43 protein-coding genes are annotated in these 23,948 nt (G+C 66.9%); 8 read left to right on the top strand and 35 right to left on the bottom strand.

Annotated elements, in window-relative coordinates; genetic code table 11:
- Window positions 1-2: 2 nt before the first annotated feature.
- Entirely contained in the window at window positions 3-1,403 is a 1,401-nt protein-coding gene (locus ACFXN1_RS39965) for a hypothetical protein (protein ID WP_379437142.1), read from the bottom strand.
- A gap of 183 nt (window positions 1,404-1,586) precedes the next feature.
- Between ACFXN1_RS39965 and ACFXN1_RS39960 the strand changes: the two genes are divergently transcribed.
- The 4 genes from ACFXN1_RS39960 to ACFXN1_RS39945 all read left to right on the top strand — a co-directional run bounded on the left by ACFXN1_RS39960 (window position 1,587) and on the right by ACFXN1_RS39945 (window position 3,698).
- Window positions 1,587-1,832, top strand: a complete 246-nt coding sequence (locus ACFXN1_RS39960; RefSeq protein ID WP_379437144.1) for a hypothetical protein — start codon at window positions 1,587-1,589, stop codon at window positions 1,830-1,832.
- Between the two features lie 4 nt (window positions 1,833-1,836).
- Entirely contained in the window at window positions 1,837-2,070 is a 234-nt protein-coding gene (locus ACFXN1_RS39955; protein ID WP_379437145.1) for a hypothetical protein, read from the top strand.
- Between the two features lie 4 nt (window positions 2,071-2,074).
- Window positions 2,075-2,296, top strand: a complete 222-nt coding sequence (locus ACFXN1_RS39950; RefSeq protein WP_379437146.1) for a hypothetical protein — start codon at window positions 2,075-2,077, stop codon at window positions 2,294-2,296.
- A 181-nt stretch (window positions 2,297-2,477) separates the two neighbouring features.
- Complete coding sequence (locus ACFXN1_RS39945) at window positions 2,478-3,698, top strand: hypothetical protein (protein WP_379437147.1); 1,221 nt, start codon at window positions 2,478-2,480, stop codon at window positions 3,696-3,698.
- Window positions 3,699-3,744: 46 nt separating this feature from the next.
- Here the strand turns inward: ACFXN1_RS39945 and ACFXN1_RS39940 are convergent, their stop codons facing one another.
- Window positions 3,745-5,331: a terminase large subunit domain-containing protein gene (locus tag ACFXN1_RS39940; protein WP_379437148.1), complete on the bottom strand. Its 1,587-nt coding sequence runs from the start codon at window positions 5,329-5,331 to the stop codon at window positions 3,745-3,747.
- A 680-nt stretch (window positions 5,332-6,011) separates the two neighbouring features.
- Here ACFXN1_RS39940 and ACFXN1_RS39935 point away from each other — a divergent pair.
- Genes ACFXN1_RS39935 through ACFXN1_RS39925 form a run of 3 tightly spaced genes read left to right on the top strand, consistent with a single transcriptional unit; the run spans window position 6,012 to window position 7,376 of the window.
- Entirely contained in the window at window positions 6,012-6,482 is a 471-nt protein-coding gene (locus ACFXN1_RS39935) for a hypothetical protein (RefSeq protein ID WP_379437149.1), read from the top strand.
- Between the two features lie 28 nt (window positions 6,483-6,510).
- A complete protein-coding gene (locus tag ACFXN1_RS39930) occupies window positions 6,511-6,981 on the top strand; it encodes a helix-turn-helix domain-containing protein (RefSeq protein ID WP_379437150.1) in 471 nt (156 codons plus the stop codon).
- Window positions 6,978-7,376, top strand: a complete 399-nt coding sequence (locus ACFXN1_RS39925; RefSeq protein ID WP_379437151.1) for a DUF6941 family protein — start codon at window positions 6,978-6,980, stop codon at window positions 7,374-7,376. The genes ACFXN1_RS39930 and ACFXN1_RS39925 overlap by 4 nt, the downstream gene beginning before the upstream one ends.
- Before the next feature lie 147 nt (window positions 7,377-7,523).
- Here ACFXN1_RS39925 and ACFXN1_RS39920 read toward each other — a convergent pair whose 3' ends face one another.
- The 32 genes from ACFXN1_RS39920 to ACFXN1_RS39765 form a co-directional block, all read right to left on the bottom strand.
- Window positions 7,524-8,588 carry a hypothetical protein gene (locus tag ACFXN1_RS39920; protein ID WP_379437152.1) on the bottom strand — a complete coding sequence of 355 codons (1,065 nt, stop codon included), beginning with the start codon at window positions 8,586-8,588 and terminating at the stop codon, window positions 7,524-7,526.
- On the bottom strand, window positions 8,585-9,199 hold the full coding sequence (locus tag ACFXN1_RS39915; RefSeq protein ID WP_379437153.1) for a hypothetical protein: 615 nt from the start codon (window positions 9,197-9,199) through the stop codon (window positions 8,585-8,587). The genes ACFXN1_RS39920 and ACFXN1_RS39915 overlap by 4 nt, the downstream gene beginning before the upstream one ends.
- Complete coding sequence (locus ACFXN1_RS39910; RefSeq protein ID WP_379437154.1) at window positions 9,196-9,456, bottom strand: hypothetical protein; 261 nt, start codon at window positions 9,454-9,456, stop codon at window positions 9,196-9,198. Before ACFXN1_RS39910 ends, ACFXN1_RS39915 begins: the two co-directional genes overlap by 4 nt.
- Entirely contained in the window at window positions 9,453-9,884 is a 432-nt protein-coding gene (locus ACFXN1_RS39905; RefSeq protein WP_379437155.1) for a hypothetical protein, read from the bottom strand. The genes ACFXN1_RS39910 and ACFXN1_RS39905 overlap by 4 nt, the downstream gene beginning before the upstream one ends.
- A gap of 173 nt (window positions 9,885-10,057) precedes the next feature.
- Entirely contained in the window at window positions 10,058-10,519 is a 462-nt protein-coding gene (locus tag ACFXN1_RS39900; RefSeq protein WP_379437156.1) for a hypothetical protein, read from the bottom strand.
- Window positions 10,520-10,565: 46 nt separating this feature from the next.
- Window positions 10,566-11,153: a hypothetical protein gene (locus tag ACFXN1_RS39895; RefSeq protein ID WP_379437157.1), complete on the bottom strand. Its 588-nt coding sequence runs from the start codon at window positions 11,151-11,153 to the stop codon at window positions 10,566-10,568.
- A gap of 44 nt (window positions 11,154-11,197) precedes the next feature.
- Complete coding sequence (locus ACFXN1_RS39890; protein ID WP_379437159.1) at window positions 11,198-11,410, bottom strand: hypothetical protein; 213 nt, start codon at window positions 11,408-11,410, stop codon at window positions 11,198-11,200.
- Window positions 11,411-11,412: 2 nt separating this feature from the next.
- On the bottom strand, window positions 11,413-11,697 hold the full coding sequence (locus ACFXN1_RS39885; protein ID WP_379437160.1) for a hypothetical protein: 285 nt from the start codon (window positions 11,695-11,697) through the stop codon (window positions 11,413-11,415).
- Entirely contained in the window at window positions 11,694-12,149 is a 456-nt protein-coding gene (locus ACFXN1_RS39880; RefSeq protein ID WP_379437162.1) for a hypothetical protein, read from the bottom strand. The genes ACFXN1_RS39885 and ACFXN1_RS39880 overlap by 4 nt, the downstream gene beginning before the upstream one ends.
- A gap of 1 nt (window position 12,150) precedes the next feature.
- Entirely contained in the window at window positions 12,151-12,441 is a 291-nt protein-coding gene (locus ACFXN1_RS39875) for a hypothetical protein (protein WP_379437163.1), read from the bottom strand.
- The gene (locus ACFXN1_RS39870) at window positions 12,438-12,704 is read right to left on the bottom strand and encodes a hypothetical protein (protein ID WP_379437165.1); all 267 of its coding nucleotides are present in this window, start codon (window positions 12,702-12,704) and stop codon (window positions 12,438-12,440) included. The genes ACFXN1_RS39875 and ACFXN1_RS39870 overlap by 4 nt, the downstream gene beginning before the upstream one ends.
- Before the next feature lie 306 nt (window positions 12,705-13,010).
- Window positions 13,011-13,346: a hypothetical protein gene (locus ACFXN1_RS39865; RefSeq protein WP_379437166.1), complete on the bottom strand. Its 336-nt coding sequence runs from the start codon at window positions 13,344-13,346 to the stop codon at window positions 13,011-13,013.
- On the bottom strand, window positions 13,339-14,073 hold the full coding sequence (locus ACFXN1_RS39860; RefSeq protein ID WP_379437168.1) for a hypothetical protein: 735 nt from the start codon (window positions 14,071-14,073) through the stop codon (window positions 13,339-13,341). Before ACFXN1_RS39860 ends, ACFXN1_RS39865 begins: the two co-directional genes overlap by 8 nt.
- Window positions 14,066-14,410 (bottom strand): hypothetical protein, encoded by a 345-nt coding sequence (locus ACFXN1_RS39855; protein ID WP_379437169.1) that lies wholly within the window; start codon window positions 14,408-14,410, stop codon window positions 14,066-14,068. Before ACFXN1_RS39855 ends, ACFXN1_RS39860 begins: the two co-directional genes overlap by 8 nt.
- A 286-nt stretch (window positions 14,411-14,696) precedes the next feature.
- Window positions 14,697-15,044, bottom strand: a complete 348-nt coding sequence (locus tag ACFXN1_RS39850; RefSeq protein ID WP_379437171.1) for a helix-turn-helix domain-containing protein — start codon at window positions 15,042-15,044, stop codon at window positions 14,697-14,699.
- Between the two features lie 39 nt (window positions 15,045-15,083).
- Complete coding sequence (locus ACFXN1_RS39845) at window positions 15,084-15,464, bottom strand: hypothetical protein (protein ID WP_379437172.1); 381 nt, start codon at window positions 15,462-15,464, stop codon at window positions 15,084-15,086.
- Window positions 15,465-15,560: 96 nt separating this feature from the next.
- Window positions 15,561-15,734 carry a hypothetical protein gene (locus ACFXN1_RS39840; RefSeq protein ID WP_379437174.1) on the bottom strand — a complete coding sequence of 58 codons (174 nt, stop codon included), beginning with the start codon at window positions 15,732-15,734 and terminating at the stop codon, window positions 15,561-15,563.
- 45 nt (window positions 15,735-15,779) lie between these two features.
- On the bottom strand, window positions 15,780-16,175 hold the full coding sequence (locus tag ACFXN1_RS39835) for a hypothetical protein (protein ID WP_379437175.1): 396 nt from the start codon (window positions 16,173-16,175) through the stop codon (window positions 15,780-15,782).
- Between the two features lie 47 nt (window positions 16,176-16,222).
- Window positions 16,223-16,633 (bottom strand): hypothetical protein, encoded by a 411-nt coding sequence (locus ACFXN1_RS39830; protein ID WP_379437177.1) that lies wholly within the window; start codon window positions 16,631-16,633, stop codon window positions 16,223-16,225.
- 35 nt (window positions 16,634-16,668) lie between these two features.
- Window positions 16,669-17,634 (bottom strand): recombinase RecT, encoded by a 966-nt coding sequence (locus ACFXN1_RS39825; RefSeq protein ID WP_379437179.1) that lies wholly within the window; start codon window positions 17,632-17,634, stop codon window positions 16,669-16,671.
- A 3-nt stretch (window positions 17,635-17,637) separates the two neighbouring features.
- Window positions 17,638-18,675: a YqaJ viral recombinase family protein gene (locus tag ACFXN1_RS39820; protein WP_379437180.1), complete on the bottom strand. Its 1,038-nt coding sequence runs from the start codon at window positions 18,673-18,675 to the stop codon at window positions 17,638-17,640.
- Complete coding sequence (locus ACFXN1_RS39815; protein WP_379437182.1) at window positions 18,668-18,955, bottom strand: WhiB family transcriptional regulator; 288 nt, start codon at window positions 18,953-18,955, stop codon at window positions 18,668-18,670. The genes ACFXN1_RS39820 and ACFXN1_RS39815 overlap by 8 nt, the downstream gene beginning before the upstream one ends.
- Entirely contained in the window at window positions 18,952-19,101 is a 150-nt protein-coding gene (locus tag ACFXN1_RS39810) for a hypothetical protein (protein WP_379437183.1), read from the bottom strand. The genes ACFXN1_RS39815 and ACFXN1_RS39810 overlap by 4 nt, the downstream gene beginning before the upstream one ends.
- Window positions 19,098-19,385, bottom strand: coding sequence for a hypothetical protein (locus ACFXN1_RS39805; RefSeq protein ID WP_379437185.1), 288 nt, complete (start codon window positions 19,383-19,385; stop codon window positions 19,098-19,100). Before ACFXN1_RS39805 ends, ACFXN1_RS39810 begins: the two co-directional genes overlap by 4 nt.
- Complete coding sequence (locus ACFXN1_RS39800) at window positions 19,382-19,747, bottom strand: hypothetical protein (RefSeq protein ID WP_379437186.1); 366 nt, start codon at window positions 19,745-19,747, stop codon at window positions 19,382-19,384. Before ACFXN1_RS39800 ends, ACFXN1_RS39805 begins: the two co-directional genes overlap by 4 nt.
- A gap of 36 nt (window positions 19,748-19,783) precedes the next feature.
- A complete protein-coding gene (locus tag ACFXN1_RS39795) occupies window positions 19,784-20,275 on the bottom strand; it encodes a hypothetical protein (RefSeq protein ID WP_379437188.1) in 492 nt (163 codons plus the stop codon).
- A 70-nt stretch (window positions 20,276-20,345) separates the two neighbouring features.
- On the bottom strand, window positions 20,346-20,636 hold the full coding sequence (locus ACFXN1_RS39790; protein ID WP_379437189.1) for a WhiB family transcriptional regulator: 291 nt from the start codon (window positions 20,634-20,636) through the stop codon (window positions 20,346-20,348).
- Window positions 20,633-20,998, bottom strand: coding sequence for a hypothetical protein (locus ACFXN1_RS39785; protein ID WP_379437191.1), 366 nt, complete (start codon window positions 20,996-20,998; stop codon window positions 20,633-20,635). Before ACFXN1_RS39785 ends, ACFXN1_RS39790 begins: the two co-directional genes overlap by 4 nt.
- Before the next feature lie 82 nt (window positions 20,999-21,080).
- Window positions 21,081-21,251, bottom strand: coding sequence for a hypothetical protein (locus tag ACFXN1_RS39780; protein WP_379437192.1), 171 nt, complete (start codon window positions 21,249-21,251; stop codon window positions 21,081-21,083).
- Complete coding sequence (locus ACFXN1_RS39775; protein WP_379437194.1) at window positions 21,248-21,430, bottom strand: hypothetical protein; 183 nt, start codon at window positions 21,428-21,430, stop codon at window positions 21,248-21,250. The genes ACFXN1_RS39780 and ACFXN1_RS39775 overlap by 4 nt, the downstream gene beginning before the upstream one ends.
- Window positions 21,431-21,558: 128 nt before the next feature.
- The gene (locus tag ACFXN1_RS39770) at window positions 21,559-21,888 is read right to left on the bottom strand and encodes a hypothetical protein (protein WP_379437195.1); all 330 of its coding nucleotides are present in this window, start codon (window positions 21,886-21,888) and stop codon (window positions 21,559-21,561) included.
- A 35-nt stretch (window positions 21,889-21,923) separates the two neighbouring features.
- Window positions 21,924-22,166: a helix-turn-helix transcriptional regulator gene (locus ACFXN1_RS39765; RefSeq protein WP_379437197.1), complete on the bottom strand. Its 243-nt coding sequence runs from the start codon at window positions 22,164-22,166 to the stop codon at window positions 21,924-21,926.
- A gap of 228 nt (window positions 22,167-22,394) precedes the next feature.
- Here ACFXN1_RS39765 and ACFXN1_RS39760 point away from each other — a divergent pair, with 228 nt between their 5' ends.
- Window positions 22,395-23,042: a hypothetical protein gene (locus tag ACFXN1_RS39760; protein ID WP_379437199.1), complete on the top strand. Its 648-nt coding sequence runs from the start codon at window positions 22,395-22,397 to the stop codon at window positions 23,040-23,042.
- Here the strand turns inward: ACFXN1_RS39760 and ACFXN1_RS39755 are convergent.
- Window positions 22,971-23,402, bottom strand: coding sequence for a hypothetical protein (locus ACFXN1_RS39755; protein ID WP_379437200.1), 432 nt, complete (start codon window positions 23,400-23,402; stop codon window positions 22,971-22,973). The two genes, ACFXN1_RS39760 and ACFXN1_RS39755, sit on opposite strands and share 72 nt — an antisense overlap.
- Window positions 23,403-23,948: the final 546 nt, after the last annotated feature.

Here is a 23,948-nt window from a genome sequence, read left to right as displayed (position 1 = left end):
TTCTATACAGGGGCGGCGAGGAAAGGTTGCATCCTGTCGCGCAGTTCGGCCACCGCCGTGACGTCGGCCAGCTGGCTGGTGCGCGCGAAGATCTCACCGACCTTGACCCGCACGCGATCCGACGCGGTGCGCTCCACGGTGGACAGTGCGGCGGTGCCGAGCTGGCACGCCTGTTCGACCTCGCCCTGAATCAGGCGGGCCTCGGCGATGCCGAGCTGGTCGAGTGCGCTGCTGCGCAGACGGTTCGGTGTGCGCAGGGCGATCGCCTGCCCGATGTGCTCGGCAGCCGGGGCGGCGAACTCCGGGCTGCGCTGCGCCATCTCCAGCAGCCGCCCGCCGGTCGTGCCGGCGAACTCGGCGCTGTCGAAGTAGCCGATCCAGTGCGGGCTCTCCCCGACCACCACCGCGGCCAGAGTTTCATAACCGCGGTCGCTGGTGCGCTGAAAGGCAGTGGGGCGGGCCAGGTTCGCGTATGCCCACGCTTCGCGGGTATCGAGCATCGCGCGCACCGCGGGCGCGGCCCCGGGCCCGGCGACATCCTGGGCCAGGCGCACAAGTTCCAGTGCGTCGCTGGCGCGCCCCAGACACAGCAGCTGGCGCGCCATCCCGGCGAGCGCGTTCGCGGCGAACGCGCTATCACCGGCAGCCTTGGCCGCGCGCACCGCGAGGACGTAATACCGTTGCGCCACTGCCTGCTGTCCGCAATCCCACGACATGGTCGCGGCGGTCTCGGCCAGCTGCGCGAGCACCACGGTCAGCCGGGCCCGCAACTGCGGCGGGTGCTGCTCGTCGAGCAGGCCGGTCACTTCGTCGAGCTGGCCGATCACCGCTTTGCGGCGCAGACCGCCACCGTATTGGTCGTCCCAGTCGCGAAACACGCGGGCAGCGGTTTCGAGCTGCTCGACTTCCTGAACACCGACACCAGTTGCGCGGCCCGCGGTTTCAGCCTTCGCCGCCGGGCTGCTCAGCCACCGTTCCAGTGGCTCGAGCAGGTTCGCTCCGACGATGACACCGAGCAGCGCGCGGGTGGCTTGACGCCGGTCCACTATCAGATCCTTCCGGGTGAGGTCATGGGCGATCGCGGCACAATCGGCAGTCCATACACCCGGCTCCCACTGCTGCACGTCGCTGTCGCGCAGGTCGTCATCGCTATCGGGCAGGACTATCTCGACACGGGCCTGCTTAGACGCCAGGTAGCGCGCTCGCTGGTCGGGTGTCGCACGTGCCAAGGCTGTTTCCATGATGTCGGCGTACAGATCCGGCAGCACGATCGTGTCTTTGCGCGCGGCGTATTTCTTCACCGTGCTCTCGCCGATGCCGAGCAGGCGAGCGAATTCCTTTTGTGGGATGCCGAGCGCTTTCCGCAGCGCTGTCGCGTCGGCACCGGTCCATGCGTCTTGCATACCCAATCCCTCACCCCTATGGGAGATGCGTAGACCGAGCGTATACCGGCGTGGACTTTCGTCTACTTCATTCGAACCGAACCGCGCGGGAGGGTTGAAGGCAGGCGGTACCAGGTCAGATCCCCTGCTCTCGGAACCGCCAGCGCCCCAAGAGGACCAGAGATCCGATCTCAGGAGGACATCATGCGGGGAGTTTCCAAAGCGCACGAGGCGATCCTGTTCGCGCTCATCCACGGCGGCGCGCTGTCGGTCGATCAGCTCGCCCGCGAAGCGCGATGCTCAGGGCTACGCACACGCATCGCTGTGGCCGAGTTGGGAAACCGTGGCGCGATCATGTGCCGCGCAGGGGCGGCGCGCTACCAGATCACCACCGCCGGCCGCGCCCTGGCCGCAGCGGCAGGCATCCATGCCGGGCAGATGCGGGCGTGAGGTGATGTCATGCGAGGACAGCGACCCTGCACCGGATGTTCCGGAATCGGCTGCGCTGGCGTACGTGCGCGAGTGGGCGGCGGCGATCGCCGCAGCGGCCGGGCCCGGCTGCACCGTCGAGCGGGTCAGCCAGCCGCCGTACGGCTGGAAGCTCACCGATCCGCACGGGCGTATCCGCGACAGCGGCAGCCTCGATCAGCTGGCGCGCTGCCTGCGGGTGCCCAAACCCGAGGTGTGAGGCGATGCGCGAGCTGAATGTGCCGATCACGCGGAATCCCGGCCGCGAGGGCGGGCCGATGGGCTTCCGGCACAGCGAGTTCGGGATGACCCCGATCGGTGATGACGGGTTTCCGATCATCGACGACGACCACCCTGCCGTCGATGATCGGGAACCCGCTGCGCTGGAACGGTTCCTGACTCTCGACATCACCGCCACGCACACGACCGATACGGAGATCGACTGATGACGTTGATGTTCCGTGTCCGCGCCCGTCGGGCTGGCCGCTTCGAACAGCGCGGTATGCGGCATTATCGTGCGTTTGGGATTGTGTCGACGAGGCGTCGTAGTGCGGCGGCCCGCGCGGTGCACGCGGTCGTCTAATCTGACTCCGGTGAGCTGGTCGACCCTACAGAGGAGAGACGCAAGTGAAGTGGCCGTGGCATTCCCGTGTAGAGGAGGGCAGTGCGCGGCTGCCCGAGGAGCAGCAATTCAAGCGCGTCCTCACTGGAGTGTGCGTTGCCGTCGTCCTGTTCGCGCTCGCCTTCGTCGTGCTGACTGTGGCCAAGTCCTCAGGAAGCCCGCGAGACATCACCTCGAACTGGTTCTCGGCTTGGGGCACTTGGGCGGGCGGACTGGGCACGGCCGCGGCCTTCTTGATCGCAGCATTCACCATCTCGGTCGCCAGCGCGCACTCCCGGTTCGATCGCCGACAGGCGGCGGAGATCCGCGAGGACAACGACATGGCACAGGCTCGGCTCTTGACCATCTATAAAGTTGAGGGCGAGAACTCGATCTCGTCGTTGGCCACCTATCGGATCGAGAATCGAAGCAAAGACTTGTTCTTCGATGTCACCGTTCCGTACGTCGATTCGCCCTACGGGTCGGACGCAGGCATCGAGCGCAGGACAGCTGATCTGGTCGCCCAGGACAACCGGTTCCACGAATTTATCCCGACCGCTGAACAGCTCACCCCGTACCGCGCCCACACCGACCATGAAGCATGGTTCACCTTCGTCACCGTCCACACCAGCGACGCAAGCGGCATCAAGTTCGCCGTCGAATACACCGATGCCGGCGGGCGGCGCTGGCGTCAGGAACTCGGTGGAGAGATCAAGCGAGTCCACACCACCAAGGCTGTCCCCATTCGGCCGCCTGACAGATTCCAGCCCCGTCAGCAAATCAGCCAGCTGTCGAACGTGGAAACCTGGCGTATGGGCGGTCCATTCACCAGGGATCTTGAGCCGCTGCAAACCGACGCGGAGTTCCTTGAAGTTATCGAAGTGACGAACGTCGCAGGTTGGAAGCGCATCGAGCGTATCGAGGACATCGTGCTGGAGCCCGCCGATGACGATGAACAAACCGGGGATCTCAAAGTCTCAGTGACATTCAGCCCGAAGGCCCCACCCTTCTGGGGTGACTACTTCCACGGCAAGCTGGACCAGTCTGGATTGCTTTATGCCGGCGGACAGTCCCAAGGAACTCAGACCGATAACTTCCGTTGTCCCCCACAGGTGGATACGGCGGGACTAGGCGACCTCATCGACGCTGCGATTCAATACGCCAACGATCGCTTTGAGGAGAACGAACTCGCGGCGGCGCGCAGGGCGTTGGACGCGCGACGAAATCGCACGAGTCCATATACCTGATCTACCGCTGTCAAGTTAACGTCACGTAATCGGCATTACAGGACAGTCATCGGCGCCGCCCGGCGACACCGCCGCGCGGGTTCACACCGTCGCGACGGCGGCCCGCCACGCTGTGGGTCTTCGCGCCCGCAGCGACATCGGGCAGCAGATCCGAGGCCAAATGCACTGCGGCGTCGAGCGCGCCGGGCGACCACGTCGATCCGGGTTCCCAGTCGACCCACTCGCTGATCAGCCCCTGCAGCGAGGGGTGCGTGCCGAATCCGATGCGGCCGGTGATGACTGCCTGGGCGACCGGCTCGGCGCGCAACGTCTTGTTACGGCGCGAGTGCACGCTGCGCACGTACGGGCACAGCGCACCGCGCGGTATATCACCGTCGCGCTGCAGCGCATCCCACGCTTGGGTGATCAACGTCTTCGCCATGTCGCCGCCGTAGTTGGATTCGAACACGATCCGGTCAGCGCCGATTTCGTGGGCGAGCAGGCACGCCTGCACCGGCCACTCGGCGCTGGACATGCGGGCAGTCCTGTTGTGGGTCCACCAGAATCGGCCGGTGTCGTCGAGGTGCCCGCCGATGATGCCAGCGGTGTCGCGGCCACCACCGGACGGGTCGACCCCGACCCCGACGCGGGCCGGGCTGCCGGGCTGGGCGCGGCGGTCCTCGATCAACTGCTCGGTCAGCAGCGCTCCCTCGGCGGTGATCGGCAGCCCGAGCGACAGCGATGCCCAGTCGCGGGCGGTCATCGACTGGCGCAGCCGCGCCCAGTGCTTGGCCTGCGCCTCGACATCGTCGGCGGGGATCTTCGGATGCTGCAGCGGCGCACCGGGTTCGCGGCCGAGCGGGTCGGGGTAGATACCGCGGGCGGGGTCGGGTGCCAGGGCGATGGCGGGCAGGTGCAGCACCCGCCACTGGCCGCCTTCCTCTTCGCGGCCTTCGCGTTTGAGCAGGCGCCCGGCCAGATCGTCGGGGTGCCAGCGGTGCATGACCAGCACCTCACGGCATTCCGGGGCGCGACGCGACGCGAATGCCGATGAGTACCAGTTCCATACGCCTTCGCGGATGGTGGGGCTGTCAGCGGCGGCTCGGTCGGCCACAGGATCATCAATTATGCCGAGGTCCATCGGTTGGCCGACCAGACCGGAGCGGACACCGCGCCCGCGGTAGCCGCCGCCGGTGGTCAGGGTCCAGTCCGAGCGGGTGGCTTCGTCACTGCGCAGCCGCAGCCCGTACTCGCGCCCGAACTCCAGGATCAGATCCCGGCAGGCTGCGGAGTGGCCTGCGGCTAGGTGTTTGGCGTAGCTGCCGAGAATGATGCGGTCCGAAGGCTTTTGGGTGAGCCACCAGAACGGGAACCAGCGGCTGACGCGGGTGGACTTGCCCACCTGGCTGGGCGTGAAAATCATCAGCTTGGCGTTGGGTGTGTCACGCAGCCACACCAGTTCGCGGTCGATGCGGTCGAGGTAGTCACGCCGGGCGGTGCCGGGCTGGTGTTTGGCGGCGAGCATGCCGGGGGTGTCGCTGGTGTCGAGCGGCATGCCCATCCGTGCGCACGCCTCGCGCAGCCGGTCACGCAAATGCTGCTTGTCGCGGGCGGGCAGGGACCGCCAGCCGTCATCCTCGAGAACGCTGGTCACCCCTCCATTCTCGCGTGCCTCACGCCCCGCCCGAGGCTGCGGCCGTGGGCCGGTGTATCAGGGCCGACCCGTGGGGCCTTGTCTGCCCCTGATGGTGCGGGGAGGTCGGTCTGCATGCGGCAGGTTGGCCGTCCAGTGCGTGGCCTGCGCCGCCTCGATGGCGTTACGGAGCTGCTCATCAGTGTGTTCCTCGGGCTTATCGACACATCCCAGCTCGAATGCTCGGAGGATCAGTTCATCGCGTCTGTTCACGGGTTTGATCCTCCCCCATCGGCAGCCCGCACGCGGCAGTAGCGGACTCGCCAGCGGGTGATCGATCCCTAATACGGCGCTCACGCTTTCCACTCCTCGCGGTAGTCGGGGTGGGTGGACCAGAAAAGTGATGGCGCTAGTGAAAAGCGACCAGACTTGCTCGCCGAAATTCCCCAGGCGGAGCTGCTGAAGACGGTCGTCTGGCCGCCGAACACATGCCTCTACGGGGGGTTCATCTGACACGTCACGGATCGTGGTCACTGTGGTCTGTTCGGCGGCGTCAGCATGTCTGGCAACTGTGTCGTGGCGTGCTTCATCGAATGATTCGCAGTAACGTTGCCGACTGCTCTGGTATCAAGGTCGGGTGGGAGTTCTGAGAGTTGGCCTCCCCGAGACAGATTCGCGATCCAATTCCGAGGAGCGGGCCCGTGCCACCTGGCGATCCGGCACCATGGCAGTTCGGCGACCGGCCCGAATCTGAGGTTCTCCCCGAGTTCAAGACAGAATTCCGGGACCTGGTTGCGGCCGCTTCGCGTGACTCCCTGCAAACGCCTGATGGACAGCCCAGCGTTGAGCAGGCCATGTTCCAGGCTGAGCTGCTCAAGCTGATGAAGCGAGCGCACTCTGGGACTGTTCGTGAGGTCGAGTACGACGTCGTCAACCATGTGGACGTGGTCGTCGAGCTGAAGCACCCGCGTCCCGGGAATCTCCAAGGCTGGCACTACAGGCTCTACACAGGCGTGCCTGTCCGTCAGCACGAGAAGCTCCTGGTGTGGCTATCGGCTGATCGGAAACAGGACGTGGCGATCGATCCCCTGTGGAAGCTCTGGCAGAACGAACAGATCAGGCGCGCTGTCTCAAGGTTCAAGGCGTGGCTAAATTCACGATTGCACGCATGATTCGCCCTGTTGCGGTTAACCTCAACACATGAGCACGAACCACGATCTCGAGAGCCAGCTCGGGATCGACATGAACGACCCCCGGAACGCGCTCGCTCGAGACCTGGTCGAGGCAGACGATGAGCTGCTTGAAGAACTGGTCCGGCTGCGCAGGGCGTCAAAAATGTCTCAGGCCGACGTTGCGCGCGCCATGGGACGCGATCGCGCGGCTGTGAGCAACTTCGAGAAGCTGACCGCGGACCCCCATCTTTCGACTATCCGCCGGTACGCTCTCGCAATCGGTGCCAGGATCACACATCGTGTCGAGCCTGTTAGTGAGTGCAAGCCGCAAGCGGCTGAGATGGATATCGCTTGGGCGGCGCCTTCTGCAGCGTTTCTAGGGTCCGCGGTTGCGTCCGTTCTCAGCGCCGCCGCCACCGAACGGGCCACCCGATGGCCCACTTCGGCGTCCGGAACTGTGTGGACGAGTTCCACCGTGGGCATGGAATCGATGCGATGAGGCTGACGGTCCTCATCGCGGATACGGCCCAGATCGATGCGAGCGGCAAGGTTCACGTCCTCGGATTGGGGTGGAACCAAACCACAACGCCGACACCGCCGATGGCGCTGGTTGTGATGATCGTCGCGGATGCCGAGGAATCGATCGGTGGGGAGATTTCTCTGACCGGAATGCTGCTCGACGAGAACGACGAGATAGCTGCGTTCGGTGACGGCGACGATCGGCAAGGCTTGGCATTCCATACATCCCTGACCGGAGTCACGAAGGCAGGGCGCGGCTTCGCTGTGCTCAACATCGGGCCAGGAGTGCCACTTAAGCCTGGTCGGTACACGTGGCAAGTGCAGGTCGACGACACTGACATCTACGAGCGGGTGCCCTTCGAAGCCATAGGCTGACCCGCACTGCACCGCTGCTGACGACCCGACCCCAAAATCGGTGTGAGCAGCGGTTTTTTGTAAGCGTGCAGCGCGTCGACGCCTACCTCCCTGCCGGCCTCAAACCCCAAGCCTCCGGGGAATTTCCTCTGGCATCCCTGGCCCATTTCAGCGAGCGCCATCAACATCCAGCTCCCACCCGCCGGCACCGACGGAACTGTGGTCTTTGACAATGCCGATGCGCACTTCGCCGGTGTCGTCGACCACGCCCACCCGGTCGCCTGGTTGTAGAACTGGCCAGTTGCGATAGGCATAGGGGGCATCGCCTATCACCTGCTCCCAGTCCGGTGCAGGGGTGCATGACCAGGCAAGGGCACGGAACGTAACCTGTTCAGCGCGGCGCGGGCCTTCGCTCGATGGGGTCAGGCCGTTCGATGGCGGACCGTAGCACCAGCCAGGCCCGGTGGGTTCGGGATCGCCGGGCAGCCACCGGGTGACAGTCTGGGTGGTGTAGGCGCTATCGCCCCACGGCAGAGCCAGCCGTCGCGACGATTCGCCAGCGGGCAGCTGCGGGCGCGGCGCTACGTAGTGCGATGGCCGCTCACTCTCCCAGTCCGCCATCATGTACGGGTTCGGCCACGCAGGTCTCACTTGCAAGTCGGTCGCGTGGAACCCTGCCTCATCCCGTAGCAGATAGCGCGTCTCGACTTCACCGCGCACGACGATGAGGTACCGCCCCTCCCGGGTCCACTCCGCACGCACTCCATCGCCTGCTTCTACCCGAGCTTCGGGTGCGCTGTACTTGCGCCCGTCGGGTTCGATGATCACGCACGATCCCGCGGTCAACATCATCGTGACGAACCCGCGCGGTTCGCTGCTCGTCACGAAGGCGGGCGGCAGCAGTTCCTCGGCCGAGACGAACTGGACGCAATCACAGTCCGGTGCGCCGCTGGCGCTGGCGTTGTCGACCCAGCACCCCGGGCCGTGCACTTCGGCCCGGTGCCCGCAGCGGCATACCCGCATGTCTTCGAGCAGCGGTGAGAGGAACTCCATGCACTGCGCGGTGCAGCCGTCTGGTCCTTCATCGCAGCTCCCCCGCCCGCGGAAGTGCCAGTCGCGACGGTGCCCGCAGGTGAGGCAGCACGCCGAGTCGTGGATCTGCTCGCCTGGCACGCGCATGCCGCGCACCATGTACGGGTCGCCGTCGGCGATCTCGAATTCGTAATCGCTCATAGCCCCGCCCCCTGCACCGTCCATAGTCCCGGCCGCTGCACCGGCAGGCTGTCCAGCGTGAAGCTGCTGCCACCCCACGACCCCGGATCGTGGGATACCTCGTTGGGCAGGAACGGGTTCGGCCAGACATACATGGCGGGCAGCAGCTCGGGGTTGGGGTTGGCTGCCCACGCGCACCAGGCGCATCCGTCGCCGGGGCAGACCTGCCAGCCTGGCCGGTCTTTGGCTGGGTGCATGTTGCCGCGCAGGTTAAATTCCCCATCCCACAGGCGCACACGGACACCGGCGGCGAGGGTGCCGAGGACGTGGGCCAGGGTCCACTGCTCGGCCGGGGTGAGCATCGGCAGCACCGCAGCGCGCATGGGCGGTGCGATCCAGTCGGGCAGCTGGGGGGCCGGCCGTTTCGGCTGCGCGGTGGCGACTGTCGGCCAGAGCGGTTCATCGGGCGGAAGCATGGGCGACGGCATCCAGTCGAGCAGTCGCGGGGTCAGCCGTAGCGATTCATCGGGCAGCAGCCAGGGCGGGAACACGCGGGCCATGTGTTCGCGCAGCAGCCGCGTGCGGGCAGTCATTTCCCGTGCCGGGTGGTATCCGTCGTAGCCCGCGTTCACGGCGTGACTCCGGGTGCCGGATCCCACTGCGGCGCGTCCTCGGGATCCTGGGGGTCGGTGTAGTCGGTGTAGTCGCCTTGGAACACTCTGCGGCGGGTGCCGTCGACTGTCCACGCCCCGATCCTCAAGTGCGTGGTTGGATCCTGAGTCCACAGGTAGCGGGCCGCGCGGTCGGTGATTTCCCGTGCGCTGTGGACCCCCATCAGTTCGCAGCCCTTGTAGTTGAGGCTGTGCTCGATCGTGTACACCTCGGTCACAGCGCACGCCCCGCTGCAGTGGCGGCGTGGTGGTCGGCCAGGGCGCGTTCGCGTTCGGCGGGCGCCCAGTCCGAGACCGGCTGTGGCGGTGAGGGTTCGACGATGCGCAGCGCGATCCGCCCGCCCTCGGCCTGCTTGGTCGACATGGTGTGTGTGGACTGGTCGACGCGCAGCAGACCTGTACCGCCGTCGGTGATCTCGATGTCGCGGATACGGATGTAGGTGCCGTCCCACAGTGCCCAACACGTCGGCGTGCCAGGTAGCTGCAGCAGGGTGCGCACCACGTCGGGGTCGACGGTGAGGGTGCCGGCGAGGTAGTCGCGGCTGCCTGTGCGGCGGGTGGTCAGTGTGGCGGTGGCGGCGGCGGGCAGTTCACAGATGGTGATCAGTTCGCCGGGCTTGTCACCGGCGGTGTAGATCGCGTTCACAGTGGTGGCTCTCGGTGGTCGTAGTGGGCGGGGCGGGGTGGCCGGGCAGGCGACAGGTCCTGCCCGGCCGATTCGTGGTGCGCAGCGTGACCACCCGCGGGGGCGGGCTTGCGCGAAATCTCCTTGGGGCGCTTGCCCGGGGAGTCGGCCCGGGTTGAACGCACCACGAACAGTCAGGGGGTGGCGTCGCCGGGCTGTAGCTCGGGCGGGTGGGGTGTACGGAGCTGGGTCATCAGCTGCTCGATCTCGGCATCGATCTCGCTGTGCCCGGTGATGGTGGCCTCGATCGTGATCCGGTCCAGGCCGGTGACCTTCTGGTACCGGTCGATCATGCGCATGCACAGGTCGGCTGCCTTGGCGTCACCAGCCATTGCCTTGGCGAACCAAGGCAGCCACAACCTCTGCAACCGTTCCAAGACGACAGGGCGGGCGATATCGGCCAGCTCGGCGGTGCGGGTGGCAGTCTCCGACAGCGCCGTCTGCACTGCCCGGTACGCGGCACCCCGGTCGCAGTAGTCCAGGGCATCGGCGATCTGCTGATACGTGCTGCCCTGCACGAACATCTCCAGCGCTTCCTCGCGGCGGGTGGCAGCCGAGGCGAGGCGACGCGCGGACTGCTTCCCGGGTTTCACCATCCCCGACTACCACCCTCTCTTATCGACGGCACAGTGCGACTGTCACCTAGATTATCCGGTCACGCACGGACGACAGGTCCGGCCACTCCAGCTTGCATATCGCCAGCTTGTGGCGTTCCAACACCCGATACGGGACAGGCAGACCGAGGTACTGGGCACCGATCGACGCCAGGCACAGCGCGTCAGCCTGGTCGTCGCCGCGGAACTCGGTATCGGGCCACAGTTTCGCGATCGCCACGGCCACGTCGACTTTGCCGGCACCGCCCTTGTCGGTGGCCCACTTGGCGCGGCTGGTCGGCGGGCACACCATGACCGGGATACCGAGCGCGGCGCAGGCGTCGTAGAGCTTGCCGCGGTACCAGGCTGAATCGTGCTGGCCGGGCCCGCGCACCCCGAGGGCTGGACCTTCGAGCACGACCAGCTCGGCGTCGCGGGGTACGCGGTTCATGGTGCGGTCGCGCAGGCTGCGCAGCCGCTCGGAGCGCTGCGCCCAGGTGTCTCCCTTCTTTCCGGTCGAGGCGATGGTGCGCAGCTCGACCGGATCCAGCGCCCACGGGTCACCGGGCGGTGTGGTGCGGATGATGGCGAGTCCGGTGCTGGCGAGGCTGGGGTCTATCCCTACGACGGTGGGCATTGGTTGTCTTCCTGTGTGTGGTCCGGGTGGTGCAGGCGGGCGGGTCAGCCGAGGGCGGCGCGGGTGGCGGCGAACAGCAGCCAGGCGAGGGCGACGCCGAGGGCCTGGAACAGGGCGAGCTGGCGCAGCATGGGCAGGCGCAGGTGCCGGCCCGCGACTTCGAGGATGAGCGCGATGATCGACATGGTGAGCAGCGCGGCGACGGTCGCGTTCATCGCACCGTCCTCGATTGCGTGGGTGAGGTCTCGGTCAGACATGGTCAATCCCCCTCGGCGAGATAGGTGCGGGTGCCGTAGTAGTTGGTCTCGGATGGGACCAGTAGCTCAAGGGCGAAGTTCACGAGGTCGCAGATCAACTCGGCATCGCTGTCCTGGAATCCGTCGTAGACGCTGGCGAATTCGTCGTCACCGCCGTTGTCCCACAAGATCGTCAGGTCGGTGTCATCGCCGCGTTCCTTCGCACACAGTCTTCCGCCGTCGTGGCGCTTGCACCATTCGAGTGCCCGGCGGGCAAGTTCGGGATCGCGGTGCTCGGCAGCGGTCACCGCGCACCTGCCTCGATGGTGTTGGCCAGATCGCGGTCGTGGTCGGGGTCGGTGTCGCTGCCGGGCCGGGTCGGCGCGGTGTCCTCGGGGTCGTCCTGGTCGTCGATGTCGAGTACCTCGGCGGGCTGCGGGCGGCCGTGTTCGGTGATGGCGTCCACCAGGATCGGCAGTGTCACCGCCCACATGCGTCCCATCCACACCACACTCGGGCCGGCGAGGTTCAAGCGCCAGGGCATCGTGTGGTCGTCGAGGATGATGTGGACACCGTCGAGGTCGACGCGCTCGGCCAGCACGGTGCAGGTGATCAGCCCGTATGGGTGGTCGTCGGTCGGGTGCTGCACGGTCAGGCCGTCGGCCAGGACTGGCCAGGGCAGTTCGTGGCCGTTGATCGTGATGAGTCCTGCGGTCCAGTCGATGAGGGCCAGGTGGGCGGGGCGGTCCGATACAGGCATGTCAGTGGTCCTTGTCGTGGGGTGAGGTGGTGGCGATTCGACCGATGGCGTCCCAGTCGACCGAGGCGACCGCGGTGCGCAGTGCTGTGGAGAATCCGGCGACTGATTCGCCGAATCCAGCCAGCGCGGCTTTGAGGGTTCGGATATCCGCCGCGCCGAGTGAGCGGCCGCAGGCCGGGCGGGTGCGGCGGCCGCGGGGTTGCCCGAACGCGGCGCGCTGGTGGCGGCGCTCGGCGCGATATCGCATGTCCTCGAAGTTGTTCGGGGTGCGGGCGAGCTGGCCGCGGCTCACGCGCTGGCCTTGCGGGCCTTGGTGACCAGGACGAAATCGCGGCCGGTGAGGCGGCGGGCGGTCATGCTCGTGGTGCGGCGGGTGACGGGTTCGCCGTCGACCGCGATCACGCTGGTGTACACGGTGAGTTCGTCGGGCTCGCGGGGGTCGCGGGGTTCGCCGATGCTGTCGACGTGCAGGGTCCGTTTGTTGGTGGGGCGGGCGTCTTCGTAGTGCTGGCCGGTGTGGATGGTGGCGCCCTTGCGGGTGACGTACTTCTGCATGAGGTCCTCGATTCAGGGGTGGGTTGTGGTCAGGGTGCCCACGAGACACAGCCGACTACTGGGAGGCCGCCCTCCGGCAGGCTGACGCCTTCCTGGCACGACTCCGGGTAGTCGTCGCAGGAGCACGACCGGCCGGGGACGCAGTCACGGCCGGCACCGGCGGGCTCGAAGTGCGCGCAGGTACGGCAGGTCCGGGCGGCGGGGTTGTGCCAGCAGCGCGTGATGTGCGCGACGGTGACGGTTTTCCTGCTACGGGAGTACGTGCAGAAGGGGCACCGATACCGAGTCGACGTGTACGCGATCGGGTCAGCCACGGCCGCTCCCCACTGCTTCGACCGCGGCCAGCCAGTCATCGCCGTGGCTGTCGCCGGGCAGGTAGATGTCGGTGACCGGGCGGCCGTTCCACAGCTCGGTGTCGTGGGTCAGCATCAGTTCCGCGACACCGAGCGTGGTGCCGGTGCGGTTCACGGTGACTATCACCACGTGCTCGACAGTGACGACGGTCGCGACGGTCATGCCGGCAGGGCTGGGCTGGATCGCGAAGCTCTCAGGCGTGATCTCGGCGGTGACACCGCAGGCTTGGGCGTACTCGCAGGCGGCGGCGAGAGCGCGCTGCAGGGGCGTCAGGTCTCGGTCAGGCATTGCCTGCCTTCTCCTCAAGCAGCTTGTAGCCGAAGACCACCAACCCATCAGCGGTCACCAGCGTGTGGCGGCGGAAGACGGGCCCCTCGTACTCGGCGAGCCAGATGTCACCGATTACGGGCAGAACGCTGTCGAAGTAGCTGCGGCGCTGTTCGACGATCACGATCTCGAATCCGGACCCATTGCGGTACCGCTGACCAGTGGCGAGAGGTTGGACGACCTGCTGCTCCAGCTCGGCCTCCAGCTGGTCGAACAGGGCGGAGGCGTGCGCGGACATCCACAGCTGCCAGGCGGATCCCCCGGCAGCGCGGGCGGCTTGGCCCTGGGCGATGAGTTGCACGGCAGCGGTGTGCACGGTGTCGACGCTGGGCGCGAAGTACTCCGGCATAGCAGGCATGACGAGTTTGGTCGGGCGGCGGTCGGTCTCCAGCTCGACGCGGTCGGCGCGGGCCTCATCAGGGAGGGGTTCGTGCCCGTCCCAGGTGTAGTTGATGAAGTCCCCGCATCCGGCGCAGTTGCCCATGTGCACGATCTCGTGGGTGCACTCCTCGGTCGCTTCCTCGTCCAGCTCCCAATCCCCGGCCAGATCGAACTCGCGGGCGCACTGGTAGCACAGACTGGCGGGCAGTCGGTCCCGCGCGGCGTTCTCGCCCGCCTCTCGGGATTCGGCTTCGACAGTGACGACGTGGGTGGCGGGCTGCTTGAAGACGTAGGTGAACTCAGGCATGGTCCACCTCCGCCGCCTCAATGCCGGCCGGAAACGTCAGCTGGTACTCCTCGGGTTGGCTGGCGCGCTCCTGGCCCGTAGTGATGCGGCGGATCAGGCCGAGCTGTTGCAGCCCGTTGATCGAACGGACGGCTGTCCGTTCGGTTACGTCCATGACCGCGGCCAGTCGCCGCACGCCTGGCGATACTCGTGACCCGTCGAGGTCGGCGTAGGTGGCGAGGACGAGGGCGCAGTACTTCTGCTGGGCGGGCATGTCGATCTGGCGGACATGTTCGGTCCAGTCCCGGCGTGCGACTGGCTGAGGTGCGCCGGTCACGATCTCGGGTGTGGGTGTCATTGGATTCCTTCCGGGAGAGATGGGTTTGTCCACAGGCGGCGTCGCTGTAGTGAGTTGCGTTGAGAGCCGGGGACGCATCTAGGGGTTGGTAGTGGTTGGTTATTTATTGGTGGGGGCTCACCGGTGAGCCCTGATACCCCTCCAAATGAGCCCTGATACCCCTCCAAATGAGCTCTGAGGTAGCCCTAACTTCAGATCGTCCGGGGGTGGTTATCCACAGATGTGGATGGCAGTTATCCACAATCAGGGCTCACTGGTGAGCTGTGATCCAGGCGCAATTCAGGGCTCACCGGTGAGCCCTGTTGTCTTGTCCGTGATCAGGCGGCAGGCCAGGCAACTCGGTCACGTTCGCAGGTACGGTCAGCCGGTATTCGTCGGCCAGCCCTGCGCGGCGGCTGGCACGGCTGACCAGCTCGATCAGCCCCAGCTCGCGCAGAGTCGCCATCTGCCGTTTCACCGTGGCCAGGCTCTGGCACGTCACCGCCACCAATTCCTCGACGCCTGGGAAAACCCGAGACCCGTCGGGGTCGGCGTAGGTCGCCAGCGTCAGCGCCATCAGCTTGACCGTCGGCGGCAGGTGCAGGCGTTTGATCCAACGCTCCCAGTCGAACCGGTCGACGGGAACAAGCTCCATTGCCACCACCTCTCACCCAGTCCCACAGTCGAATCCCCCTCACCGGCCCTCCCCCAGCTCGAACAGCGGATCCATCTGCGCCTCGACTGCAGCGCGTTCGGTGGCCGCGCGGGTCTGCGCGTGGTGCTCGCGGTCGTAGTGCAGGTGGCAGCCCTGACAGAACGCGCGCAGGTTGTCTGGATCGCAGTGCTCGGGCGTGTGATCCAGGTGCGCGGTCGTCAGCACCACCGGCGATCCCGTGCCGTAGGCGCGCTGCCCGTGCCTGTTGTGGCAGCGCCCGTCTGCGGCCAGGTGCACGACCGGCCGCCCGCATTCCCCGCGGCATTCGCAGCGGCCCTGACCGCGCGAGAACCTCACCCAGTCGGAGATCGCCCGCCAGTTCGGCGGGTAGCGCCGTCGGTTCTCCGGGCGGATCGGCATCAGCCCCACCACCATGCACCGACCACCGCCAGCAGCCACATCGCGGCAGTGAAGGCAGCGAAGATCAGCAGCAGCGCGACGACCCCGCGCGCAGTCTCACGCATCGGTGCCGCTCTCGGGTCCGGGGCGAAGGTCGGGCAGGGGGCGCCCGATCAGCCGGAAGTAGTCGGCGAGTGCGCGCACGTAGGCGGCGGTCCCCACGGCCGCCAACGACAGCACCGGCGTGGCCGCCGCAGCGCCACCCCGGGCGGGGTGCGCTGCGGCCTGCACTACCGGATCAGTCGCGACTGTGTGACTGTCTCCGAGATACATGGGTCAGGCGTTGTCGCTGCGGTCGGAGAACGACACCACGTTGCCGCCCTCGGCCTCGGCGGGCGCGGTGTAGTCGCCGTACTCCGCGCCGGTACGGGCCTCGCCCGGGGTGGCGCTGTCGTCCTCGTCCTCGTCTTCGAACGGCAGCTCGGGATCGCGCGGGCGCTCGATCGTCTCGCCCAGCGTTGCGTTCGTAACTTTCCATTTGGTTTTGTGGCGGACACCTTCGGCGATCTGCTCGTAGCCGGACCCGGTGCATTCGACGGTCACCGACATGCTGCGGATCTCACCGATCTCGGGGCGGTGCTCGAACTGATCGGTGGGCATACCCAGGAAGTTGTATCGGGTGAATCCCTCTGCGGTGCCCTTGGTTCCGTTGTGCCTGGTGACCTTCGCCATGCTGGCGCCCTTCTCTTGGTGGGGTGGTTGGTTGGAACTGCCGGCGGCTACGGTGCCGTCGGCGGCAGCTGGTCGAGCGCCTGCAGCAGCAGGTCACGCACGAACAGCGGGTCTGTGTCGAGCAGGTGGCCGATCACTTCGCGCTGGTCGTCGCGCTGGCGCAGTGCGGCAAGCGTTTTCGGCAGCGGGTGCGTGGCCGCGGGGCGGGCCTGGCTGTCGTCCTCGGCCTTGCCCGCGTGCGACTGTTCCGCGTCCGCGAGCGATGCAGCCTCGGCGCGCGCCTGGTTGATGTCGTAACCGAGCTTCGCGCGGTCGTTGGCCATCCCCTTGTCGCAGGTGGCGAGGATGAAGCCAGACCCCTTGGGGTCGTGTACGAAACAGCGCATGTCGCAGTACCGGCAGTATGGTCCCATCACCGCACCGCCTTGGGGGTCATGGTCATCGGTCGATGTCTCCATTTCTCATCTTGTGCAAGGGATTTGGCGGCGGGTCGTCATCCGCGCTTTCGGTGGCGAGCTTTGCGTGCGCGGCGGCTGGTTCGCTGACGGTGGGCCTTGCCGAGATCAGCGGCCTGGGCCGCCGCATTCGCGGTGGCGGGCGGTTCGGGTGCCGACGGGTCGGGCTCGGGGTTGGGGGTGGCGTCGGCGATCACGTCAGCCGCTTCGCGTTCGGCCAGGCGCTGCGCGTACAGCTCGGCACCGTTGCGTTCATCGGCGTCGAGGGTCGCGGCCAGCTCCGGGGATTTGGGCAGCAGCTTGGCCAGCTGACGCACCACCACCTTGCGTTCCATCCAGGCTTGCGGGTCGGTGTGCCCGGGGTTGGGTCCTTCCTTGCCGCCGCGCAGCTCCCGCACTTCCTCGGGCCAGAGCACTTCGAACGGCGCGACGTTGCCCGTGGGCAGTTGCGCGATCGCGTAATAGGCGATGATCGGGCCGCGGTCTCCGCGCGCCTTCTGGTGCACCAGATAGGGTGTGGTCCCCTTCTGGTGTTCGAACCGGTCGTGCTCGCGCACGGCCTGCGCGTCGATCGAGGACACGAGACCGGACTGCAGTACCTGCTTGACGTAGCCCTGATACCCGATCCACAGCTGGCATTCCCACCATGGCTGCTGGCTGGCTTCGTCGATCTGCATCTCTGGCATCAGCCAGCACTGCCCGTTCACCGATGGCTCGAGGCCGAGCACGGCGGCGGTGAGCACCGCGCCGGAGATGCTGCGCACCGAGCAGCGCGCCAGCTTCGGATTCAGCCGGACCGCGGTGACCGCGACCCGAACCATCCGGTCGGCGTCCATGTGGCGCGGCAGGGCGCGGGCGATCTGATCGCGCAGTCCGACAATGACATTGGCCGCCGCGAGCTGCAGCTGCTCGTCGCGGTCGCTCTCGGCCGGGGGTACCGGCGGGGGTGCGTCGTTGCGGGCGGCGACCGCCGCCCGGGTTCGTTCGCGTAGGTCGTGACCCATCGATCAACCTTCCTGTTCGGGTAGGGGGAGCGGGAATGCCGCGAATCGGGTGGCCTGGTAGCGCAGCCACACATCGGGGTGGTCGCGGCGCAAGGCCTTGGAATCGATCGCGTCGACCTTGATGCGGTACTGCGCAGCCAGCTCGGGTTCGGCGTCCTCGAATTGCTTGTGGGCCCAGGTGGCTCCGGTGAGCTTGGCCAGCGGGCGACCGGCGAGGGTGAGCGCGGCGGCGTCGCCCATCATCAGCCGCATCTCGTTCTCGGCCTTCGCCTTCGCCGCCTTGCCCGCCTTCTCCGCATCGGCGGCCGTGCGCCACTGCTGAGCCAGCTCGACCGCGCGCACGATGTCGATGCCGCAGTCGATCTCGTCGAGTTCGATGCTGCCGCTGTGGCGCGGGAACCGCTTCAGCAGCCGGGCCCGGCTCGCGGCCGAGGGATCCATCGGCGGCGGGATATCGGTCAGGACATGCCGATTCCACAGCGTGGATTCTTCGTGGCAGATCATCTCGATGATCTCGTCATCGCGTTCGATGCGCGCGATCTTCAACCTGTTGCCGCCGACCAGGCCGGCCACCCACGCATGCGATGCACCCGAGACGGCCATATTGTGCTGGCACTGCAGCTCGGCGCGGTCGGGCACCTGCCCATCCCACTGGTGCGCCATCCGTTCACCGGTGGCCTTGCCCTCGTAGATGCCGCCATCGGACACCGCGCCGTCGAGGTTGGTTTGCATCCACGGATAGCTCCGCGACCGCAGGGTGCCCGGCAGCGCGCAGGTCAGGCCGAGGCGCTGCATCGCTACCTCGCGCACGATCGGCTCGAATGCCGTGCCCCAGAACATCGACTCGGACTCGGGCTTGTGCGGAGCGCGCCCGGTCTTGTCCTCCCACACGGTGTACGGGCTGTCATATTGGCCGCCCATACCCATGACCGCAGCGCAGTCCGACCCGCCGATTCCCTGGCCGCGCACGCGCAGCCACTCGGCGCGGTCGGCCCCGTACTCCAGCACCTCCACGCAGTGCTCTGCCAGTGCGCTACTCATCGTCGCCTCGCGACCGCGTGCCCGGGAGAGGCAGACCGAGGAACTCATGCAACGCCAGCCACTCGCTCTTGGCGCGCACACAGAACCCGCCATGGATCCCGCGCCGCTCGCCCAGAGTGATCGCGTTGAGCCCGCATGCCTTGCGGACAGGGCATGTGTCGCAAACCTTCATCGCGTTCTTGGCGTCCGGGCTGGTGCGCGCGTTGCTGCTCCACCAGTGCAGGCAGGGGTGCTGACCGCACGCAGCCAGCTCCTGCCAGCTGATCAGGATTCCGGTCATCGCATGTCCCATCCGGTCGGGCCGTCCGGGTCGTCGAGACTGCCGGGGCGTGCCAGTGGCCGGTAGGTGCAATCGGCTTCGGTGCTGCGCCGCTCGTCGCGCTCCCAGCGCGGATCGCACCGCGCTCGCAACTCGGCCGGGCTCACCAGACCGATCCGATCTGCAAACCGATCGCGCCGCCGAAGAACGCGCCGATCGCCAAGCCCCAGAACCACACCGCGGACTCGATCCGGATGCGGTCGATCAGCTCACGCACCCGGTCAGAGAACCGGCCGGCGGGGCGGGCGTGGCGCGGGATGTGCACGGGGGCCATCTGCAGGGTCGGCTGCTCGTCGGCCGGGATGCGCGGCTCGAACCGGGCATAGGCCGGAATCGGTCCGGTCGGGGCGTCGAAGTGGCCGTGGTGATGGGGGCCGTGGTGCCGCGTCATGCGTCCGCGTCCTCGGTCATGACGGATGCCAGCTCGCGCAGTTTCACCGTCAGCACTCGCATCACCACGTGGTGCTGGCGGATCTTGTCGTTGCCGGAACCGACCTCGCTGATCATGGGGGCGCTGTGCTGCACAGTGGCGAAACGACGGATCGCCTCCTGGACGGCAGCACGCCGCCCCGCCTCATCGTCGAACAGGTGGTTTGCGGCATGGGCAGGCCACGCGTCCGCCCCGGCGAAGAACCGCGCGAGGACCCCGGCAACGAACCCATCGGAATCGGCTTCGGCCAGGTCGGCCAGAGCACGCAGGTCAGCGGCAACATCGCTGGGCGACGGGCTACCGGTCGTCGGTTGAATGAACATGGTTACACCCTCACTGTCTCGTAGATGATCGACGGCTCACTGACCGGACTTCTCGGCGTGCGCGAGGATCGGTTCGCACCGCCACTCGACCTGCTCGACCTCGCGGGTGACGCTCACCATCGGTGCGGCAGCAAGGTATTCGGGGTCCGGCACTTCCTCGGTGACCTGGGTGACACCGGTCACGATCCGCTCGCACACGTCGTTGCGCCGGGCCGTCAGCCGCAGGGTCAACGCGCGCAACCCGATCTGCGACTCGTGGAATCCGTCGCTGTATATCTTGGCGACCGGGCCCGTGGCCAACGGCTTGATCCGTCGGATCGTCTCGGCCAGGATCGCGGGCACGTCGCGCACGATCATCCCGCCCTCGATCGTGTACGCCGCGGAATGCTCGGGGAAGATCGAACGCTCGAACACACCGTGCAGTACAGCCGCAATGAATCCGTCGCCCTCGGCGAGGTCGGCCAGGGCCCGCAGGTCGGCAGCAACATCGCTGGCCGCAGGGCTGCCCGCCTTCAGCTGGATATCCATGGTTACACTCCTACTGTCTCGTTGATAGGTGGCCGGTGGGGCGTGGTCCCCCCACCGGGTCGAGGCTGGTTTAGTAGCTGGTCACTCGGCCCGCGATCCGATGCAAGGCAGTGACTGCATCGGGTCGCGGGACCTTGCCCGGTCCGAGATCGACACTCGCGACCACTCCATGGAGCTGACCGCGCATCAATGCATCTGCCGCGCACGCGGACTGCACCGGGCACAGTTCGGCGCAGCGCTGACGCAGCGGCGCGGTGAGTTCGTCGCGGTCGTCACCGATAGGCAGGGTCGGAAAGAACTGCGACATCGGAACACCCGAGCGTTTGCAGTGGGCCCAGGCCAGGAACATGCGCTCGGTCATGAGATCTGCTCGCGCATCGCGGCCCGCAGTGCGGAGTCCAGACCGCCGACGACCGAAGGCGGAGAGCTGATCACCGCGACCTCGGGACGCGCGTCGGTGCGGTCGTGCAGCCAGCCGAGCACGACGGCCTGCGCGGCGTAGGTGTCACCGTGCGGGGTGACCCCGAGCCGCTCGGGCATCGGCGCGCCGCCGCTGGCCAGGGTCGCGGCGAACAGATCGTCATCGGTGGTCCAGAGCACGGTCAGCAGCGCGCCGCGCCGGACGTAGCCGGTGGCGGCGGTGTTCTCATAGGCCATGACCCACCCAGCGCGCACGGCGCCAGCGGTGATCATGCTGCGGGCGGTGATGCGTGGCGCGCTCACAGGCCGGGCCCCCAGTTCCAGATGTCGATGACCAGCATCGGCGTTTCGAATCGCCACGGGTTGATCCACAGGGCAAAAGATTTCAGCATCGGTGTGTCTCCTTGGTGAACAGCCCCGCCAGGGTGGCGGCGGCGGTGTCGGTCAGCGGCGGGTAGGTGATCCCGGCCGCGCGGTCGAGTGCGGCTCGGGCGGCGACGCGCTCACGCAAGCTCATGTGGTCGCGGCGTGCCTCGAGGTCGGCTTCGCCGATCACTGGCCCGACCCGTCGGCGGTGCTTGCCTGCGGGGCGGGGGGCATGCGCCGTCCGAGGCGGGCGAGCACGGGCGCGAGCGCGGTCCGCGCCTGGGCGGTCTGCTCGGTCTGCAGCGCCGCCAGTTCCTCGCGGACGATCTCGCGGATCTCGCGGGTCTGCTGCTCGGTCAGCTCGGACATCGAATCTCCTTTCGGTGGGTTGTGCCGCCCCTCGGCGAGCAGGTGGTGCAGGAAGCCACCTGGTGGCCCTCGCCGAGGGGTCGGCGATCCGGGCGCGGTGTCGGTGTGCCGCGCTCGGAAATCCGGGGTCACGCGCTGCGCTGCAGGTTGCGGCGTGCGCGCGCGGTCAGCGCCACCCCGCCGCCGGTGACGGGCGCGGGCTGGGGTTCGGGGTCGGGAGCGGCGGGCAAGTACGCGCCGGTGCCGCCTCCGTTGCGGGCGACCGAGTCGCGGGCGAGCCTGGCCATGTAATCGACCAGCGCGGCCATGTCGGAGTCGCTCATGCGCCAGCTACGCCCCGACTTTTTGCCGGGGATGACACCGGCGCGCAACAGGTCCTGGACCCAGCGCACCGACGGCGCGCCGGTCACCTCCACGACGTAGTCGAGAGCGTGAGTCTTGATCTCCAGACTGGTCACGGGAGTTCCTTTCATCGCAAGCGTTGTCGCGCGACTCATGCGCCATGTGCCACTGCGGACACGGGTTCAATCTCATGGGCGTCGAAAAGATCCGCCCACGGCACATCGAGCCTGGACGCGATCGCCACCGCCAAATCTTCGCTGATCTGCCGCAGCTTCCCGGTCTCGATCAGATGGATCGTGCTCTGGCTACGTTGCACCAGAAAGGCAAGTTCTCGCTGGCTGTAGCGCCTCTGCATGCGCCACCGGCGAATCTGCTTGCCGTCTCTGACCTGCATCCAAGCCTCCTTCCTTCGCGCTGGCAACCGTTTACGGGTTGTCCGGTTTCTCATCTTGACCCCCAATCATCGTTTTGACAAGTGGAGCATGAGTCATGAGCCACCTACTTGTCAAGATGATTAGTGGGTTTCCGTACCCCTGACCAGGTCTTGGCGCATGATCCACTTGTCACTACATTCGGTGGCGCGTCTGACACGAGTAACGAGCAGAAGGGCAACGTTTCCCCCGTGACCCAAGGACCCACCACACTCGCCGATCTGCTCGACGCAGCATCGCGCCGGCACAACGGCGCTTCCGGGCGCAGACTCGCCGAACTCGCGCACGCCGCAGGCTTCGAGGTCTCCCACGCCACCCTCAACCGCGTTCGCCGCGGCACCTACGGATCCACACCCACCGCCGCGACCATCGAAGCGATCGCCCATCTCGCCGGCGTCCCCAGCGAGGCAGCCTTCGCCGCAGCCACCACCGAAGCCCAGCTCGAATCACGGCGCACCGAACAGCGCCTGGTCGAACTCGCCACCCAGGCCGACGACGCAGAGGCATACGCGCGCGCCGCCGACGGATACACCGAGGACGACGACATCAGCGAAATACTCGAAGCCCTCGACGATTTACTCGACGCCGTATACGACCTTGCGCGCAGCGCGCAGCGCATCGCGGCAGCAGGTGTCGGCGGACCAGGAAAGCTTGCGGAATTGAAATCTCAGAGACGGAAAACTGCGCGGGGCAAATCGACCCGGACGAAACCCGACCCACCGGCCGAGCCTCTACTGACCTTCGGTGGCACCTACACCGGTGAGCAGTCAATCGAGGACGACGAAATGCTGCGCCGCGCCCGGGCCCACTCGCCGGAGCTTCCGGGCGCGCGCAGCTAGACCAGTACCCACCGGCTCGAAAATAGCGACGCTCCACCCGACCCCAGCCACTTCATGCCACCCGCGTGACTCGTCGGGTCCGGCGAGCAGGGCGTGCTGCGCATGCTGAGCCATCGCCGCCAGCTGAAACACTGTCGTGCCCTCGCGCGGCCAGATCTCATAACCGCCGACCACTCGCACCACGTGGCCGATCTTCATCCGCCGCGGTGTGTCGAACTCGACTTCACCGCGCGCCGGCTTGACGATGATCCCCAGCTCGGCCAGGCCAGCGAAGTACTTCTCCGTCGCATCCGAAATCCCTTCCACCACACCGCATTGCGGGGATGGGTGAGGGGATGGATGTGCGCCGTAGTCGCTCAATGAAACCCCTTGGCGTACACGAGGTTGGCAGCGAACCGGGCGGTTCCCTCGCATGGCCCAAACTAGCCAAGATCGCTTTTGATTGGAACCAAATGCGCCAAATTTCTCACAGGAAACTCGCACCGTAGCAAACCTCTGGACCGCAAACTGGCCGATTGCCGGAACCGCTTGTTATCCTCGAAAAGCCTTATGCTCAAACGTATTTGCGCAGCTCGGCAACGGGATTCGTTACCCTTGGTTAACTTTGTGATAGCGCCGCGATCGAGTCAGCACCACACCCGCGATCGGTAGATGAATTCTTGTGTGGCGATGAGCTTCTGGGCGCGGATCCCCTGATCATCAGCCGGGGCGATCGCGTGCAATCACAGCGGTCAGAGCCCTCGGGATTCGCCGAAAATCTGGCGGCACCGACCCGTTGCCGTGGCAACACGGCAGCCGTAACCTGCAGTTCGCGAGACGTATCGAGATGTCTTGTGGCGTCGCGTTCGCGCAGGTCAGGGGCGTTTTCGCTGGTCAGAGGTGGGGTTCAAATCCCCTATCCTCCGC

Origin of the sequence: Nocardia sp. NPDC059154, assembly GCF_042755705.1 — a bacterium.
In the GTDB taxonomy this organism is placed as follows: domain Bacteria; phylum Actinomycetota; class Actinomycetes; order Mycobacteriales; family Mycobacteriaceae; genus Nocardia.
Note: the sequence above shows the minus strand (reverse complement) of the source record. Positions and strands in the feature narration are given on the sequence as shown.